Source organism: Hymenobacter mellowenesis (assembly GCF_030581005.1).
GTDB lineage: Bacteria > Bacteroidota > Bacteroidia > Cytophagales > Hymenobacteraceae > Hymenobacter > Hymenobacter mellowenesis.
Genome location: NZ_JAUQSX010000001.1, coordinates 188,141 through 202,571, shown reverse-complemented (window position 1 = coordinate 202,571; position 14,431 = coordinate 188,141). Strand labels below are relative to the sequence as shown.

General features: G+C 61.9%; 17 protein-coding genes. 9 read left to right on the top strand and 8 right to left on the bottom strand.

What is annotated here, in order from left to right:
• Positions 1-105: 105 nt before the first annotated feature.
• Positions 106-756 carry a phospholipid scramblase-related protein gene (locus tag Q5H92_RS00890; protein WP_305009572.1) on the bottom strand — a complete coding sequence of 217 codons (651 nt, stop codon included), beginning with the start codon at positions 754-756 and terminating at the stop codon, positions 106-108.
• 119 nt (positions 757-875) lie between these two features.
• Here Q5H92_RS00890 and Q5H92_RS00885 point away from each other — a divergent pair, with 119 nt between their 5' ends.
• The 4 genes from Q5H92_RS00885 to Q5H92_RS00870 all read left to right on the top strand — a co-directional run bounded on the left by Q5H92_RS00885 (position 876) and on the right by Q5H92_RS00870 (position 4,391).
• The gene (locus Q5H92_RS00885; protein ID WP_305009570.1) at positions 876-1,799 is read left to right on the top strand and encodes a helix-turn-helix domain-containing protein; all 924 of its coding nucleotides are present in this window, start codon (positions 876-878) and stop codon (positions 1,797-1,799) included.
• Between the two features lie 90 nt (positions 1,800-1,889).
• Complete coding sequence (locus Q5H92_RS00880) at positions 1,890-2,630, top strand: SDR family oxidoreductase (protein WP_305009568.1); 741 nt, start codon at positions 1,890-1,892, stop codon at positions 2,628-2,630.
• A 51-nt stretch (positions 2,631-2,681) separates the two neighbouring features.
• Positions 2,682-3,572, top strand: coding sequence for an AraC family transcriptional regulator (locus Q5H92_RS00875; protein ID WP_305009567.1), 891 nt, complete (start codon positions 2,682-2,684; stop codon positions 3,570-3,572).
• A 75-nt stretch (positions 3,573-3,647) separates the two neighbouring features.
• A complete protein-coding gene (locus Q5H92_RS00870) occupies positions 3,648-4,391 on the top strand; it encodes an SDR family oxidoreductase (RefSeq protein ID WP_305009566.1) in 744 nt (247 codons plus the stop codon).
• A 112-nt stretch (positions 4,392-4,503) separates the two neighbouring features.
• On the opposite strand, the gene Q5H92_RS00865 is transcribed toward Q5H92_RS00870, so the two are convergent.
• From Q5H92_RS00865 to Q5H92_RS00855, 3 genes are all read right to left on the bottom strand, one after another.
• Complete coding sequence (locus tag Q5H92_RS00865; RefSeq protein ID WP_305009565.1) at positions 4,504-5,037, bottom strand: hypothetical protein; 534 nt, start codon at positions 5,035-5,037, stop codon at positions 4,504-4,506.
• 2 nt (positions 5,038-5,039) lie between these two features.
• Entirely contained in the window at positions 5,040-5,381 is a 342-nt protein-coding gene (locus tag Q5H92_RS00860) for a hypothetical protein (RefSeq protein WP_305009564.1), read from the bottom strand.
• Positions 5,382-5,931: 550 nt separating this feature from the next.
• Positions 5,932-6,438 carry a nuclear transport factor 2 family protein gene (locus Q5H92_RS00855; RefSeq protein WP_305009563.1) on the bottom strand — a complete coding sequence of 169 codons (507 nt, stop codon included), beginning with the start codon at positions 6,436-6,438 and terminating at the stop codon, positions 5,932-5,934.
• Between the two features lie 163 nt (positions 6,439-6,601).
• Between Q5H92_RS00855 and Q5H92_RS00850 the strand changes: the two genes are divergently transcribed.
• The 5 genes from Q5H92_RS00850 to Q5H92_RS00830 all read left to right on the top strand — a co-directional run bounded on the left by Q5H92_RS00850 (position 6,602) and on the right by Q5H92_RS00830 (position 10,836).
• Positions 6,602-7,189 (top strand): YdeI/OmpD-associated family protein, encoded by a 588-nt coding sequence (locus tag Q5H92_RS00850; protein ID WP_305009562.1) that lies wholly within the window; start codon positions 6,602-6,604, stop codon positions 7,187-7,189.
• 206 nt (positions 7,190-7,395) lie between these two features.
• The gene (locus Q5H92_RS00845; RefSeq protein WP_305009561.1) at positions 7,396-8,529 is read left to right on the top strand and encodes a putative sensor domain DACNV-containing protein; all 1,134 of its coding nucleotides are present in this window, start codon (positions 7,396-7,398) and stop codon (positions 8,527-8,529) included.
• 219 nt (positions 8,530-8,748) lie between these two features.
• Positions 8,749-9,960, top strand: a complete 1,212-nt coding sequence (locus Q5H92_RS00840) for a tetratricopeptide repeat protein (protein WP_305009560.1) — start codon at positions 8,749-8,751, stop codon at positions 9,958-9,960.
• Between the two features lie 199 nt (positions 9,961-10,159).
• Entirely contained in the window at positions 10,160-10,504 is a 345-nt protein-coding gene (locus Q5H92_RS00835; RefSeq protein WP_305009559.1) for a hypothetical protein, read from the top strand.
• Positions 10,505-10,560: 56 nt separating this feature from the next.
• Positions 10,561-10,836 carry a hypothetical protein gene (locus tag Q5H92_RS00830; RefSeq protein ID WP_305009558.1) on the top strand — a complete coding sequence of 92 codons (276 nt, stop codon included), beginning with the start codon at positions 10,561-10,563 and terminating at the stop codon, positions 10,834-10,836.
• Positions 10,837-11,077: 241 nt separating this feature from the next.
• On the opposite strand, the gene Q5H92_RS00825 is transcribed toward Q5H92_RS00830, so the two are convergent.
• The 4 genes from Q5H92_RS00825 to Q5H92_RS00810 form a co-directional block, all read right to left on the bottom strand.
• Positions 11,078-11,584, bottom strand: a complete 507-nt coding sequence (locus tag Q5H92_RS00825; protein WP_305009557.1) for a cold-shock protein — start codon at positions 11,582-11,584, stop codon at positions 11,078-11,080.
• Positions 11,585-11,700: 116 nt separating this feature from the next.
• A complete protein-coding gene (rlmF, locus tag Q5H92_RS00820) occupies positions 11,701-12,678 on the bottom strand; it encodes a 23S rRNA (adenine(1618)-N(6))-methyltransferase RlmF (protein WP_305009556.1) in 978 nt (325 codons plus the stop codon).
• Positions 12,679-12,771: 93 nt separating this feature from the next.
• On the bottom strand, positions 12,772-13,500 hold the full coding sequence (locus Q5H92_RS00815) for a hypothetical protein (RefSeq protein WP_305009555.1): 729 nt from the start codon (positions 13,498-13,500) through the stop codon (positions 12,772-12,774).
• Positions 13,501-13,591: 91 nt separating this feature from the next.
• Positions 13,592-14,419 (bottom strand): hypothetical protein, encoded by an 828-nt coding sequence (locus tag Q5H92_RS00810; RefSeq protein ID WP_305009554.1) that lies wholly within the window; start codon positions 14,417-14,419, stop codon positions 13,592-13,594.
• Positions 14,420-14,431 lie beyond the last annotated feature (12 nt).

Sequence of the window (14,431 nt, the reverse complement as noted above, 5' to 3'; positions counted from 1 at the left end):
GCAGGACTGAAGTAGGGGCGGGGCTTGCCCCCGCCCGGTCGTTGAATTGAATCGTTGGCACAGCGCAGCCGACCGGGCGGGGACAAGCCCCGCCCCTACGTCGTCCTACCCCGGCGTGTAGCTAAAGTCGCTGGTGGTGGTGCCGGTGGCCTGGCTGCGGGCTTCCTTATACAGCGTATCGATGGCCAGACCGGCGGCCAGCAGCAGGGCGGCGGTGGCGGGCTGCGCGCTGCCCCGGTCGGTGAGGGAAATCAGGTAGTTGTCGGCGTTGGTGAACAGCTCCCGGCCGATGCCGGCCCATTTCTTCGTTACCAGCCCCAGCGCCTGCCCGCCGGCGTCGAGGAAGCGGAAATCCCAGCCAATCCAGTTGCCCTTGATGTCGGCCACCCGGATGCCGCGGGCATCATAGACGTGGAAGCCGCCGCCCAGAGTCAGAATCTTGCTTTCGAAGTAGCCCAGCAGCTCACCCTGGCCGTCGTAGATGCGGATTTTGGAGCGCAGGAAGCGCCAGCCGCGCTCCAAGCGCAGCATGGGCGCGTCGTCGGACAGGCGGCGCACCACCACGGTGGTGGGCATGCGGTGCTTTTGCAGCAGCAGGCGCGTCAGGTTCACCCAGATGGGATTTTCCTCGGTGGCGTAGCCCAGGTGCTCCTGGGTTTCGGCGTCGAGAATGTCGAAGGTGTCTTTGAGCTTCAGGAACCCAATGTGCTCGCGCACGAAGTAAGCGTGGCGGTTGAAAAACGAGGCGTTACCCATCAGAATCGGAAGAATGGTGCGGCTGTTTCTACGGCGGCCCGGCGGTAGTGGCCGTGGTGAGGACTGCGGCCGGCGCAGGCAAGGAGCGTGGCGCTGGTTTGATTTGCTTAATTTTGATTATGCCCATTCCCCGCCTGACGCCCGCCTCAGCCACTACCGAAGCCCCCGCCGCCGGCCAGCTGCCGGCCATCGTCGCCGCCGACTGCTTCAACGTGTACGCCCGCGAGCAGTTCAGCACGCGCAAGCTGGTGTTTGGGCGGCGCGACTACTACAAGATTTCGCTGCTCACCGGCAGCAGCCGCTACAACTACGCCACCCGCGGCGTGCTCATCGACCGGCCCGCGCTGGTGTTTTCCAACCCGCTCATTCCCTATTCCTGGGAGCCCGTTTCGGAAGAGCAGGGCGGCTACCTGTGCATGTTCACCGAGGAATTCCTCATCGTGAACGACCGCGCCGCCAGCCTGCAGGAGTCGCCGCTGTTTCGGCTCGGCTCCGACCCGGTGTACCTGGTCGATGAAACGCAGTATGATGACCTGAGCTACTTCTTCCGCAAAATGTTGCAGGAGCTGAATTCAAGCTACGTTTTCCAGCAGGAGGTGCTGCGCAACTACCTGAACCTGCTCATCCACGAAGCCCTGAAGCTGCAGCCGCAGGCCTCCTACTACCAGCACCCCAACGCCGCCACGCGCATCGCCACGCTGTTTCAGGGGCTGCTGGAGCGGCAGTTTCCCATCGACTCGCCCACCCACGGCCTGAAGCTGCGCACGCCCGCCGACTTCGCCCGCCAGCTCTCGGTGCACGTCAACCACCTGAACCGGGCCGTGCACAAGCTCACCGGCAAAACCACCTCCGCGCACATCGCCGAGCGCCTGATTCGCGAGGCCCGGGCCCTGCTGCAGCACACGAGCTGGAGCACCGCCGAAATTGCCTACAGCCTCGGCTTCGAGTACCCCACCTATTTCAACAACTTCTTCAAGAAGCAAACCGGCACCACGCCCTCGGCCCATCGGGCGCTGGTGAGCCCGGCCCCGCCGCTGGTTTGAATTTCTTACAATTTCGTTTGAATCTCGTTATGGCTCCGCAGGCGGCCGGGGGACTTTTGTGCTGTTCAATTAACGCAACCACTCCTCCCCATGAAGTACGTCCTCATCACCGGTGCCAACAAAAGCATTGGCTTCGAAACCGCCCGCCAGCTGCTCCAGCACGGCTACTACGTGTACCTCGGCAGCCGCCGCCTCGAAAACGGCCAGCAGGCCGTGGCCCAATTGCAGGCCGAAGGCCTCACCCAGGTCGAGCCCATTCAGCTCGATGTCACCGATGCCGCTTCGGTAGCCGCCGCCCGGCAGGCCATCGGCCAGAAAACCGCCGTCCTCGACGTGCTCATCAACAACGCCGGCATCAGCGGGGGCGGCGTGCCCCAGACCGCCATCGGCACCGACGTGGCCACGTTCAGGGAAGTGTACGACACCAACGTTTTCGGCGTGGTGCAGCTGACGCAGGCCTTCCTGGACCTGCTGCGGCAGTCGCCCGCGCCCCGCATCGTGAACGTGACCTCGGGCCTGGGCTCGGTGAGTTTGAGCGCCGACCCCACCTGGAAATACTACGCCGTGAAGACGGCCGCCTACGGCTCATCGAAAGCCGCCCTCAACATGTACACCATCGTGCTGGCCTACGAGCTGCGCGACACCCCCTTCAAAGTGAACGCCGTGGACCCCGGCTACACCGCCACCGATTTCAACCACCACAGCGGCCCCGGCACCGTGCCCGATGCGGCCGCCCGCGTCGTAAAAGCCGCCCTGCTGCCGGCGGATGGCCCCACCGGCCAGTTTTTCAGCGACGACAACGCGCCGGAAACGGGCATCAGCCCCTGGTAGCAACCGCCCCGCGGCGTCTTGCGTCCGGCCGCCGCGGTGTTACTTTGGGTCATGCCCACGCTACTTCTCGACCAGCAAGTCCCCGTTTATTCCCTGGAATCACAAGGGTCAGCCAACGGCTTGTTCCAGCTGGCGCGAGCAGAGGGCCAGCAGCCCGCCTTCCGGCAAAACATGCTGCAGCCGCACCGCAAGGACTATTACCACTTGGTGTTCGTGCAGCGCGGCGGCAGCCGGCACTGGGTGGACATGACGCCCTACATGCTCAAGGAAAATGCGCTGTACTTCTCGGCCCCCGGCCAGCTGCAGCTCAAGGAAAAGCTAGCGCCGCTGTGGGGCGTGAGCGTGGCATTTACGCGCGAGTTTCTGGCCCTACAGCCAAACGAGGCGCTGGCGCAGCTGCCGCTGCTGCGCAACCCCCAGAATGGCCACGAACTGCTCCTCACGCCCGCCGACGTGGCCTTTGTGGAAGACACCCTGGCCCGGCTCGAAGCCGAGTACCATCGGCCCGGCGAGTGGCAGCAGCCCATGCTCACGGCCCATCTCACTGTGCTGCTCACTTACCTCAGCCGGCTCTACACCGAGCAGTTTCCGGGCAACGAGCCCTCGGCCGACCAGCTGCTGCTCCGGAAATACCGGGCCCGGATTGAGGCGCATTTCCGCGAGCGGCACGAGGTGGGCGCGTATGCCGCCCTGCTGCACATCTCGGCCGGGCACCTGAGCGAGGTGGTGAAGGCCCAGAGCGGCAAGCCGGCCATTGCCCACATCCAGGAGCGGCTGGTGCTGGAGGCCCGGCGCCTGCTGTTCCATACGCCGCAGTCGGTGAAGGAAATTGCCTACGACCTGGGCTTTGCCGATGCGTCCTACTTCAGCCGCTTCTTCAAGCGCGAAACCGGCCTCACCCCAGCCGAGTACCGCGCCGGCAGCCGCGAAATGTACCCGTGATGCCGCCAAATGTGCCGTAATGGCGCTACTGGGGCCCGGTAGTTTTGTGGTGTTCAATAAGCAACACCATTCCCCATGAAGAAAGCCCTGATTACCGGCGCCAACAAAAGCATCGGTTTTGAAGCCGCCCGGCTGCTCCTGCAGCACGGCTACTACGTGTACCTCGGCAGCCGCGACCCCGAAAACGGCCGGCAAGCCGTGGCCCAGCTCCACGCCGAAGGCCTGACCCAGGTGGAACCCGTGCAACTCGACGTGGCCGACCCCGCCTCCGTGCAGGCCGCCCGCGCGGCCATCGGCCAGAAAACCAACGTCCTCGATGTGCTCATTAACAACGCCGGCATCAACGGCGGCATGCCGCAGTCGGCCCTCACCGCCGAACCCAGCCAGTTTCAAAAGGTGTTCGATACCAATTTCTTCGGCATGATAGCCGTCACGCAGGCTTTCCTCGACCTGCTGCGGCAGTCGCCGGCGCCCCGCATCGTGAACGTGAGCTCGGCCCAGGGCTCGCTCACCCTGCACAGTGACCCGGTGCACGGCTATAAGTATTACAACCACAAAGCGGCCGTGTACCACTCCTCCAAGTCGGCACTCAACATGTACACCATCAACCTGGCCTACGAACTGCGCGACACGCCCTTCAAAGTGAACGCCGTGGACCCCGGCTTCGTCGCCACCGATTTCAACGGCCACCGCGGCACCGGCACCGTGCAGGAAGCCGGCGCCCGCGTCGTGAAATACGCCCTCATTGGCGCCGACGGCCCCACCGGCAAGTTCGTGAGCGAGGAATACAACCCGGCCACCGGCGAGATTCCCTGGTAGCCACCGCCCCGCCCGGCGGCCGAAAGCACAAGAGGCTGAAGCTACGGGAGCCTCAGCCTCTTTTTTGTGGTTACGATTAGGTTTGGCTTTGTATAAAGTTATATTGCTTGCATTATCTTATTATTATGATTTCTCTTCTGTTGCAGCTGTCTTTTATTGTTATACGTATCTTTTCTTTGGTGTATTCTTCTATCAAAAGGTCGTCATCAGCTAATTTGATTTTGAAAGGTTTAATTGCGCCCTGGGTAATCACATTATCTGATTTACGGGGTGATATTGCGATATAAGTTATAGCCGATAATAAACCAAAAAGAAAGAGAGCTATAGCAAATTTGTTTGCCCAGATAGAAGTTTTATTTCTTATTGCTATTTGATTATTTAATACATTGTTAATATATGAATTAAGTGTAAGAATACTCATTAGTGCACAAAGGATGAATGCGCACAAAGCAATTTCAAAAGCTGGTTCATTATGAATGAAATTGCTTGAATTGTGATACGTAATTAACCCTGCGCTACTGGCTAATGCTATAGTTGTGTAAAGCTTTAACGATTCCGTATTTAGGTCTAAAGCTTTTTTTTCAAAATCGCTAGCATTGTCTGCTTTTTGAGTATTGTTATTCTCGGTTTCGGTGGGGGGAGTCATTTTTATCGGGAACAAGGATGGATTGAGCATCCACCACCTTTAGATTTTAATTCCTTTTGGGCGAATACAATATCTTGACGGGTAACTACGTCGTTGTTGAAAGTGTGTTGAAGTAAAATATTTGCAAATTGTCGAGCCAGCGAATGCAATATTATTCTTTGATATCTTTCTTCTAAATGTCTATTTTTGCTCGAATTTATGCTTCTGTTTACTGATGACAATATACCTTCAAAATCAAACTGTTCATCAAAAAATATAGTGTCTATATTTTGTGTATGTTTTGATTCCATCCATTCAGATAAGAAAGAACTTCTGAGGATTTTAATTATTTCGATGTATTCCATTTTTGTGTTGATGTTATTTGATTCGTAATTCAAATATAAGATTCATATGAATAAATACTAAGCTTATTTTTGTATATGAGACAAATAAATGAATGTAAGTAGCTGAAAGAAAGTCTATCCATATTGTTCATATGATTAATCAACAGTATGTTGCGTGTTGTGTCTGCCCGATAAATCTCCAAGACTTCTACGGTTTTTGATTAGAAGTACCAAAATGTATAATTGGTAGCTCGCATGAGCAATACTCATAGTTTGTGTGATAACATGACTAGAAAGACGATACGATTGCACAATATAGTAATACCGAAGTCACTCACAGCTTCCCCAGCCCCGCCAGCGGCTTCCCGATGCTCGCCAACGGCTTCCGGACCACAAACCTTTCCTTCCCGACGCCCGCCAACCGCTTCGGGACCACAAACCTTGGCCTCCGGGGCCTCGCCAAACGCTTCCGGATGCCTGCCAAACGCTTCCGGATGCCCGCCAACCGCTTCCGGATGCCCGCCAACCGCTTCCGGATAACAAACCTTCCAGCCGGAGCACAAACCCTCCCTCAGTGGTCGTAGCTCACGACGCGGGTGATTTTCCAGGTGCCGGCCTGCTGCTGCCACACCATCACGAATTTGGAGTTGCCGCAGTCGTTGCGGCCGTTTTCGACGTGGCAGAAGCGTTGCGTGGCAATGTGCATGGCCCCGTAGCCTTTCACGGGGTACACTTCCAGGGTGCCGGGTACGAGGGTGCGGGTGATGTCGGGGCTTTGGGCGAAGAGGCGGGCGAAGCTTTCTTTGGTCTGGGTGAAGTTGCTCAGGCCGCCTTTGTCGTGGTAAAACTCCACATTGTCGGCAAAGTAGGCCATGAGTTTGTTCACGTCGTGGGCATTGAAGGCGGCAAACATTTCCGTATCCAGCCGGGCCACCGTTTGGTAAAGCTCATCCTTCATGGCGGGTTTCGGGGCCGCCGCCGGTGGTGGGCTGGCCGGCCCGGCTGTGCGCGGCGTGCTTTGGGCGCGGGCGCCGGTAAGGGCCGAAAGCAAGAGGAGCAGGGCGAGGATGCAACGCATAACAAGGGCGATAAAGTGAAACAGGTTGAATTAGCCTCGCAAGCTGCCAGCCCGATGTAGCGACGCATATTTGCGGCTCGTCGTTGAACAGCATCGGCCAACGACGAAACGCAAATATGCGTCTCTACCGCAGAATGAATCTTCTGCCCAATCGACTCCCTCCATGCCCAGCCCCGACGCCCACCCCCAGTTCCAGCCCGCCAGTCGCGCCGAGTGGCGGCAGTGGCTGGCCGCGCACCACGCCAGCACCCCCGGCGTGTGGCTGGTGTACTGCAAAAAAGCCAGCGGCCTGCCCAGCCTCAGCTACGCCGAAGCCGTGGAAGAAGCCCTCTGCTTCGGCTGGATAGACTCGCACCCCCGCAAACTCGACGCCGACCGCTCGCAGCAGCTCTACACGCCGCGCCGGCCCCGCAGCGGCTGGAGCCGGGTGAACAAGGAGCGGCTGGAGCGCCTCGACGCCGCCGGTCAGCTCATGCCCGCCGGCCGCGCCGCCATTGCCCGCGCCCGGCAAAACGGCGCCTGGGAAAGCCTCGATGCCGCCGAAGCCGGCCTCGTACCCAATGACTTAGCCGCCGCCCTGGCGGCTGACGAAGCCGCCGCCGGGCACTTCGCCACCTTCGCGCCCTCGGCCCGCAAGGCCATCCTGACCTGGGTGCTGGCCGCCAAACAGCCCGAAACCCGCGCCCGCCGCGTGGCCGAAACGGTGCGAATGGCGGCCCTGGGCAAGCGGGCGAATGTTGATAAGGGGTAGGGGATAGGCGGATGAAAGGAACGTTCTGCTGAGCGCGGACGGGTTACCTCACCCCCTGACCCCCTCTCCCCAGGAGAGGGGGCACCGGTCTTGTTCCAAATGCAAATCGTCAGGCTCCCCTCTCCTGAGGCTTCGCGCTTCAAGCGAACCGGGGCCGGGGGTGAGGTTTTCGGCGTCAGGCGCCCCGCCCTTCCCATCTTTGCCCCATGCTTTCCGAACCCACCTACCTCACGGCCCGCATGGCGGCGCCCATGGTCGAAGCCCACTTTGCGCGGCACCGGGCGGCCAGCCTGGAAAACGAAAAACGCCTCGCCTCGCCGCCCGAAGCGCAGTGGGTGGAGGCCGTGATTGACGTGGCGTTCTGGGCCAGCCTGCTGCGCGAGGAAGGGCACCCGCCGCGCATCTCGCTGGCGCTGCTGCCGCTGGAGCAGGCCCGGCAGCCGCTGGTGCTGGGCCAGAAGCGCCGCCTCACGCCCGCCAACCTGCTCAAGCTGGCGCCCGCCGTGGAGCAGCCCGGCCTGCACCTGGGCGTGTGGCACGACGCCGACGGCCTCTACGTGTGGGGCACGGCCACGCGGGTGCCGCCGCTCTGCTTCGTGCTCGAAGTGGTGGAGCCCGGCCTGCTGGTGGTGAAGCACCGCCGCGCCGGCGGCTTCGGCAAGTTCGTGAACGTGGCCGTGCTGCGCGGCGACCACCTGCAGCTCATCGACGAAGCCCACGGCGGCCTGAGCGACTGCGCGGCCCTGCGCGCCTTTCTGCCCGGCCGCCACCTGCCCGCGCCCGACACCGGCGAAACCGACAACGTGCTGCTGGAGCTGGCCGCCGCCATGCGTGCCCACGGCCGCGGCGGCCTGGTGCTGGTGGTGCCGCCCGGTTCGGAGCGGTGGCAGCAGTCCATCGTGCAGCCCCTGAACTACCCCGTGGCCCCGGCCTACACCGGCATCCGGGCCGTGCAGCGGCCGGGGCAGTCGCGGCGCAAGTGGCAGGCCAGCTTGCGGCGCAACATTGGCATCGTGGGCGGCTTCACGGCCGTGGATGGGGCCACCGTCATCACCCGCGAGTACACGCTGCTGGCCTTCGGGGCCAAAGTAGCGCGGGCCGACACCAGCACGCCCGTCGAGACGATGGTGCTCACCGAGCCCGTGGTGGGCAGCGAGCCCCGGCACCTGCACCCGGCCCGCAACGGCGGCACCCGCCACCTGGCCGCCGCCCAGTTCGTGCACGACCAGCGCGATGCCATCGCCCTGGTGGCCTCGGTCGATGGGTTTTTCACGGTCTTCGCGTGGTCCGATGATTTGCAGCAAGTGCATGCCCACCGGATTGACGTATTGCTGCTGTGAGCAGATTGAAGGAGGTGAACAGCCGGAAAAACGTCATGCTGAGCGAAGTCGAAGCATCTCGCGTGTGGTAGTAAACCAATCGTGAAGGAGACGCAAGCGAGATGCCTCGGTCCTCTGCCTGATGCGCAGCATGCCCGGCATGACGGGCTGTTATCTGGGCTGCTTCTTTGGCTGGGGCACGGTAGCTTCGTGCGCTACTCTTCCATCCAAAAAACCGCGATGCCCTATTCACTACGCCCTTGCCTGCTTGCCTGGCTGTTTTTGTTGCTGGCCGGGCCGGCCATGAGCCAAACCACCGCGCCAGCCGCCGCGCTGGCCCAGGCCGCCAGGCTGGAGGCGGAGAAAAAATACGAATCGGCCTACCAGCTTCTCGACAAAGCCGACCCCAAAAACCAGCAGCCCGAGGTAGTGCTCCAAAAGGAAAAGCTGCTGCTCCGGTACTACCTCGTGGCCATCAACTTCCAGGCCTTCGGGCTGAAGGACCTGGCGCCCGGCGAAACCGTGGAGCAGCTGCGCGGCAAGGAAGGCCAGTACAGCACCCACCTGCTCGACATTCCGAAGACACTGACGCAGCTGCAGAAGCGCTTCCCGCAGGACTACCGCCTCAGCCAGGGCCTCGGCGACTATTACTACCGGGCCGTGCTCTGCCACTGCGGCGAGCAGGACAAATCTGAAGCCCAGCTCCTCGACCTCGTGATTGCACACTACGGCCAGGCTCACGCGCACCAGCTCGGCGATTTCATGACCTACTACGCCGTGGGCTACGCGCACCTGGCGCAGGGGCGGGCCCAGCCCAGCGTCGCGCCGTTCGAGAAGTCCATTGCCCTGAACGCGCAGTACCCCGATTCGCCCTACAACCTGGCCTATGCCCTCATGCTGCTCAAGGAGCCCGCCCGGGCCATTCCCTACGCGCAAACGTCGTTGCGGCTCTACGCCGACCCCGAAATGAAGGCCGATGCTGCCCGCATGCTCGGCACGCTCTACCAGCGCACCCAGCAGCCCGCCGAAGCCAAAAAAGCCCTCCTGCAAAGCCTGGACCTGCAGCCGCAGCACTACGCCACCCTGCGCAACCTGCTGGAGCTGGCCGTAAACACCCACGCCCCGGACGCCCCCGCCTGGGCCGCCCGGCTCTACCAACTCAATCCGGCCGATGACCAGATGTTTTCCGACATCATGGACATCTACCAGGCCCAGAACCAGTGGGCCGAAGCCGAGGCCTTTTTCAGCAGCCAGCTGCCCAAGGCCCCAGCCAAGCCCAGCGCGCAGGGCCTGCTGCATTTCTACGTGGCCATCCTCAACATGCAGCTCCAGCGCCCGCAGCTGGCCCGGCCCCACTTTCTGGCCGCCCAGCGCGAGCTGAAAAAAGTGGCGAAACCGGATAACCCGATGTTTCAGCTGATTGACAAAGGCCTGGCCGAGAGCAAACCCTAAGCAGGGACGCCCCTGTCTGGAAGCAGCCAACGAGCGCGGCCAGGCGGAACCACCAAAAAGAAATCGGCAACATTCTGGTCGCGGCTTGCGAATACCTCAGTTCGCCGGCCGCGCAAGTGCCCCGGTATGCCTCCGCACCACCGCCATGGCCTTTCCGCTACAATTTTTCCTCGAAACTGTTGTTTTACCCCACCTTCTTATGGCCAAAGACAAAAACAAGAAGCACAAGAAAGACGACGTTTCGGGAGATATTCTGGATGTTGCCGCCTTGTCCATCAAGAAGTTTCGGAAGGTGACCAAGGAAATCGGCAAGCTCAGCACCGGCCAGAAGCTGGTGGGCGGCATTGCGCTGGTGGCCGCCGGCCTCGCCTACCTGGCCGCCCAGGACACGCCCGAAGCGCCTGACGCCGCGCCCGAATCTGACCAGCCGGGGCCACTCAAACGTTTGGCCGCCAGTTTCTCCGGAGAAACGGAAGAAGGCCCGGTCCACCGCAAATCCCGCAAAACCCCCAAAGTCAAACCAGCCCCCGGCGTTGACTTTTAAACTAAACGCCTGGAATTCTTCCAGTGCGTCTGCTTCCTCCAACCCAACCAGGCATCATGAAAAAGACCAAGAAAAACAAAGCCGCCAAAAAAGGCACGCTACTCGGCGGCGCCACCAAGTCGCTGAAGAAACTGGGCAAAGGCAAAACCCTAGGCAAGCTCAGCACCACCCAGAAAGTAGTGGGCGGTGCTGCCCTGGTGGCCTTGGGCCTGAGCTACCTCTCCAAGCGCCGCGCCGCCAAGGCAATCGACGCCACGCCGCCCGTCACCAGCGCCACCTCCGACGCGCTGGCCGCTGAAGAAAGCCTGGCCGCCATGGACAGCAACGCTTAGATTGGATTTAGAACGTCGTGCGCAGCGCAGCATCCCGCATGAGATAAGTGCCTCAATCGTCTGTCATCCTGAACGCAGCGAAGGACCTTATTACGGCTAAACTATTAACAGTAATTCAGACGATAGCAAATGTGATAAGGTCCTTCGCTGCGCTCAGGATGACAGACGATTGAGGCATTACCAAAAGAAAAAAGGCTGACGCTCCCAGAGCGTCAGCCTTTTTTCGTGTTCTCGAAGTTCGTTACTCGGCAGCGGGGGCAGCGGGGGCAGCCGGGGCGGCGGGCGGCGTGGGGCTGCCCAGGCGCACGCGCACGGCGTTAGGGCCTTTGGGGCCCATTTCTACCTCAAACGTCACCTTGTCATTCTCGTTGATGGTGATGCCACCCAGCGCGTTGGCGTGCACGAAAATGCTTTCCTGGCTCTGCGCGTCGCGGATGAAGCCGTAGCCCTTCGAGCTGTTGAAGAACGTGACGGAGCCGGAGCGCATCGTGTCCTCGGGCTCCCGGTCTTCCTGCTTAGCCACGCTGATGCGGATGTCCTCGTCCTTGATGACGCGCTTCTTGGTGGGGTCGGGCGGGGTGGAGGTAATGTTGCCGTTTTCGTCAACGTAGGCAAACATTTCTTCCAGCGCTACGCCAGATTTGGCGTTGGCCTGCCGCTCTGCTTTGCGCTCCTCTTTTTCGGTTTTCTTCTTGGCGCGCTTTTTCTCGTTGTCTTTCTTACCAAATGTCTCTTGAGACCTACCCATAGTATTTGTTTTGTTGCTGATTCGTTGGTGCGGCGGGGCTTGGTGGGGGAAAGGCGGCCCCGCTGCGGAGTGGATTATCACGAAGATACGCAATATTCGGAGCCTTTCCGCGGGGCTTAGTCGCGGGCCTCGCTCCAGCGCGTTTTTCGCCAGGCTTCCCGCTGCTGCGGCTTGAGGAAAGTCCAGGCCACGAGGCGGCTTTTCTTCTGGCCCTGTGCCATTTCGATGGTGCGCACGTCGGTGGCGCCGGCCGTTTGCAGGGCGCGGTACACGCCGGGCAGCGTTTCTTTTTTCGACACCAGCGAGGTGTACCAGTAGGCCGAAGTAGGCCGCCGCCCGCTCTCCTGCACCATGCGCCGGATGAAGCCGGCCTCGCCACCCTCGCACCACAACTCGTTGTTCTGACCGCCGAAGTTGAGCGTGGGGCGCGGGCCGCGCCGGGTGCCCAGGGCGGCAGTTTTGCGCTGGGTGCCGGCCGCCGCCTCGGCCGCCGAGGCGTGAAAGGGCGGGTTGCACATCGTCATATCGAACACCTCGCCGGCCTGAATGAGGCCGTCGAAAATGCGGGTGCGGGCCGGCTGCAGGCGGGCCTCGATGGCGCCGGCCAGGCTGGGGTTGGCGGCCTCAATCTGCTGGGCGGCGCGCACGGCTACGCCGTCCACGTCGGAGCCCACGAAGTGCCAGCCGTATGCGCGCCGGCCGATGATGGGGTAGATGCAGTTGGCCCCCACGCCCACGTCGAGCACGGTGATATCTTCGCCGGGCGGCAGGGCGCCGCCGTTGCTCTCGGCCAACAAATCGGCCAGATAGTGCACGTAATCGGCCCGGCCGGGGATGGGCGGGCACAGGTAGCCGCGCGGAATGTCCCAGTGTTCGATGCCGTAGAATTGCTTCAGCAGGGCCCGGTTGAGGGCTTTCACGGCGGCCGGGTCGGCAAAATCAATCGACAGGTTGCCGAATTTATTGGTTTGCACGAAAGCCTTCAGTTCTGGGCTGATTGTGCTCAGCTGCGGGAAATCGTAGGGCGCGCGGTGCGGGTTGCGCGGGTGCAGCTGCTCCTTTTCGGGAGCGGGCGGGGCGGGTGGTTGTTTCATGGGCCGGTAGCGTTGGCGACAAAGGTACCAGCCCTGGCGCCGGCCGCCGGCAGGCAAAGCCGGTGGCAGCCCGGCCTGCCCGGCGGGCGCGGGTTAATCGACGCCGTCGTATTCCTGGCGGCCCTGCCGGGTGCTCACAAAGCTGAGCCAGGGCCGGGGCTTGAATGTTGACCCCTGAAGGCCGCACCGCAAGTAATACTCTTTGCCCGGCTCCACTTCCAGCGTGAGGGGTTTGCCGCCGTTTTCGGTCCATAAGGTGACCGCGCCCGGCTTGGTGAGCCGGATGATGGACCGGCTGCCGAAGCGGGCCTGATACACCACGGAGTCGTTCAGGCGCACGTCGTAGGTCAGGGCCGTGGCCCCCAGGCTGGTGGGCCGGTACACGTAAAGCAAGGCGTAGGGCGTACCCGCCGGCAGCCGGGGCTTCTCATCGGCCGCCCGCTGGCGGCTGATGTCGGCTTGCACGGCGGCCAGGTCCGGGGCGTAAAACACTTCGCCCGTAATCTGATAGCAGGTGCTGGCCATGCTCGGAGGCCGCAGCTCGGTTAGCTTGAGCACGTTGCCCCCGGCCTGGCGGGCCTGGCGCAGGGCCTCGCTCATCATGCGGTCCAAGCCGCAGTTCAGCGTCGTGCCCGACTCGCCCACGAACACATTGGCTACCAGCGCGCACCCGTTGGGGCTGTACTCGTCCACATCCAGCACCAGTACCGGGGCATCGGGCGCCAGGGCGGCCACGGCCGGCCCGTTCAGCTGGGTAATTATTCGGGGAGCGCAGCTACTCAGCAGCAGGGCCGCGGCGGCCACCAGCACACAGGGTTTCATGGAGCGAAAATAGCAGGCAAATGCACACCAGCCGCCAGAAGCTGATGTTGTGCTGCTAATTGCTTATAATCAATAAGCTGAACCAACGTGCTCAGGTAGTTTTGTACAGATACCAGCCGTCGCCCAGCGGCTTGAGCACGATGAGGCGTTCGGGCGTCATGGCCGGTAGCTGGGCGCGGTCGGCCTGGTAGAGCAGGCCCACCGTGCTGTTCACCTTGCCGCCGATGACAAACTCCAGGCAACTCGCGCAGCCGGTTTCGCGGCGCGTCACGCGGCTCAGAAACAGCTTGCGGAGCAGGGCGTGCACGGCGGGGTTGGCATTGGCAGCTTTTTCGCCGACGGCCGCGCTGTCGGTGGTGAAATAGTTGCCGGCCTGCACCAGGCGCAGCATCTTGCGGAAATCGGCCCGGTTTTTCCGGAAGTGGGCGGCAATGTCGGCGTCGGCGGCGGTCCACAGGCGCAGGTTGCCCACGGTGAAGGCGTGGCTGGCGTCGGGGTGCTTGCGGTCGTAGTCGGCCACTTCGGCGGGCGGCAGGTTCGAGAGCAGCTCCACCATGGGCGGCCCGAGGTGCGTCATGGCCAGGTTGCGGATGGCCTGCAGCTTCCAGGCGTCGCCTTCTTTGGCGAAGTGGAGGTAGAAGTCGCGGTGCTCGGCGGGGCCCCGCAGTTCCACGGCCACCACGGCGGTGCTGTCGCCCTGCGCCACCAGCTGGCAGGTGCGCTGCAGCTGCGGCGGAATCTGCTGGCCCAAAGTTTCGCGCTTGGCCTGGCCGGCGGCCTCGCAGCAGAGGTAGTCCTTCATCTCGGCCCAGCCCGTGGGCGCCACAAACTGCTCGGCAATCTGGAGCGGCGCAAGGGTCGGGGCCGTCGCGGCCGCAGCCGGCAGCCACAGGCAAAGGAGCAGAAGCAAGTATTTCATTCGGAAGCTAAC

Bases quoted from the DNA above. Each gene is read 5' to 3' on its own strand.
- Q5H92_RS00830 (WP_305009558.1), top strand. From the start codon at position 10,561: ATGAAAAAGACCAAGAAAAACAAAGCCGCCAAAAAAGGCACGCTACTC.
- Q5H92_RS00850 (WP_305009562.1), top strand. From the start codon at position 6,602: ATGCCCAGCCCCGACGCCCACCCCCAGTTCCAGCCCGCCAGTCGCGCC.
- Q5H92_RS00870 (WP_305009566.1), top strand. From the start codon at position 3,648: ATGAAGAAAGCCCTGATTACCGGCGCCAACAAAAGCATCGGTTTTGAA.
- Q5H92_RS00835 (WP_305009559.1), top strand. From the start codon at position 10,160: ATGGCCAAAGACAAAAACAAGAAGCACAAGAAAGACGACGTTTCGGGA.
- Q5H92_RS00890 (WP_305009572.1), bottom strand. From the start codon at position 756: ATGGGTAACGCCTCGTTTTTCAACCGCCACGCTTACTTCGTGCGCGAG.
- Q5H92_RS00860 (WP_305009564.1), bottom strand. From the start codon at position 5,381: ATGGAATACATCGAAATAATTAAAATCCTCAGAAGTTCTTTCTTATCT.
- Q5H92_RS00845 (WP_305009561.1), top strand. From the start codon at position 7,396: ATGCTTTCCGAACCCACCTACCTCACGGCCCGCATGGCGGCGCCCATG.
- Q5H92_RS00815 (WP_305009555.1), bottom strand. From the start codon at position 13,500: ATGAAACCCTGTGTGCTGGTGGCCGCCGCGGCCCTGCTGCTGAGTAGC.
- rlmF (WP_305009556.1), bottom strand. From the start codon at position 12,678: ATGAAACAACCACCCGCCCCGCCCGCTCCCGAAAAGGAGCAGCTGCAC.
- Q5H92_RS00885 (WP_305009570.1), top strand. From the start codon at position 876: ATGCCCATTCCCCGCCTGACGCCCGCCTCAGCCACTACCGAAGCCCCC.
- Q5H92_RS00880 (WP_305009568.1), top strand. From the start codon at position 1,890: ATGAAGTACGTCCTCATCACCGGTGCCAACAAAAGCATTGGCTTCGAA.
- Q5H92_RS00865 (WP_305009565.1), bottom strand. From the start codon at position 5,037: ATGACTCCCCCCACCGAAACCGAGAATAACAATACTCAAAAAGCAGAC.
- Q5H92_RS00875 (WP_305009567.1), top strand. From the start codon at position 2,682: ATGCCCACGCTACTTCTCGACCAGCAAGTCCCCGTTTATTCCCTGGAA.
- Q5H92_RS00840 (WP_305009560.1), top strand. From the start codon at position 8,749: ATGCCCTATTCACTACGCCCTTGCCTGCTTGCCTGGCTGTTTTTGTTG.
- Q5H92_RS00825 (WP_305009557.1), bottom strand. From the start codon at position 11,584: ATGGGTAGGTCTCAAGAGACATTTGGTAAGAAAGACAACGAGAAAAAG.
- Q5H92_RS00855 (WP_305009563.1), bottom strand. From the start codon at position 6,438: ATGCGTTGCATCCTCGCCCTGCTCCTCTTGCTTTCGGCCCTTACCGGC.
- Q5H92_RS00810 (WP_305009554.1), bottom strand. From the start codon at position 14,419: ATGAAATACTTGCTTCTGCTCCTTTGCCTGTGGCTGCCGGCTGCGGCC.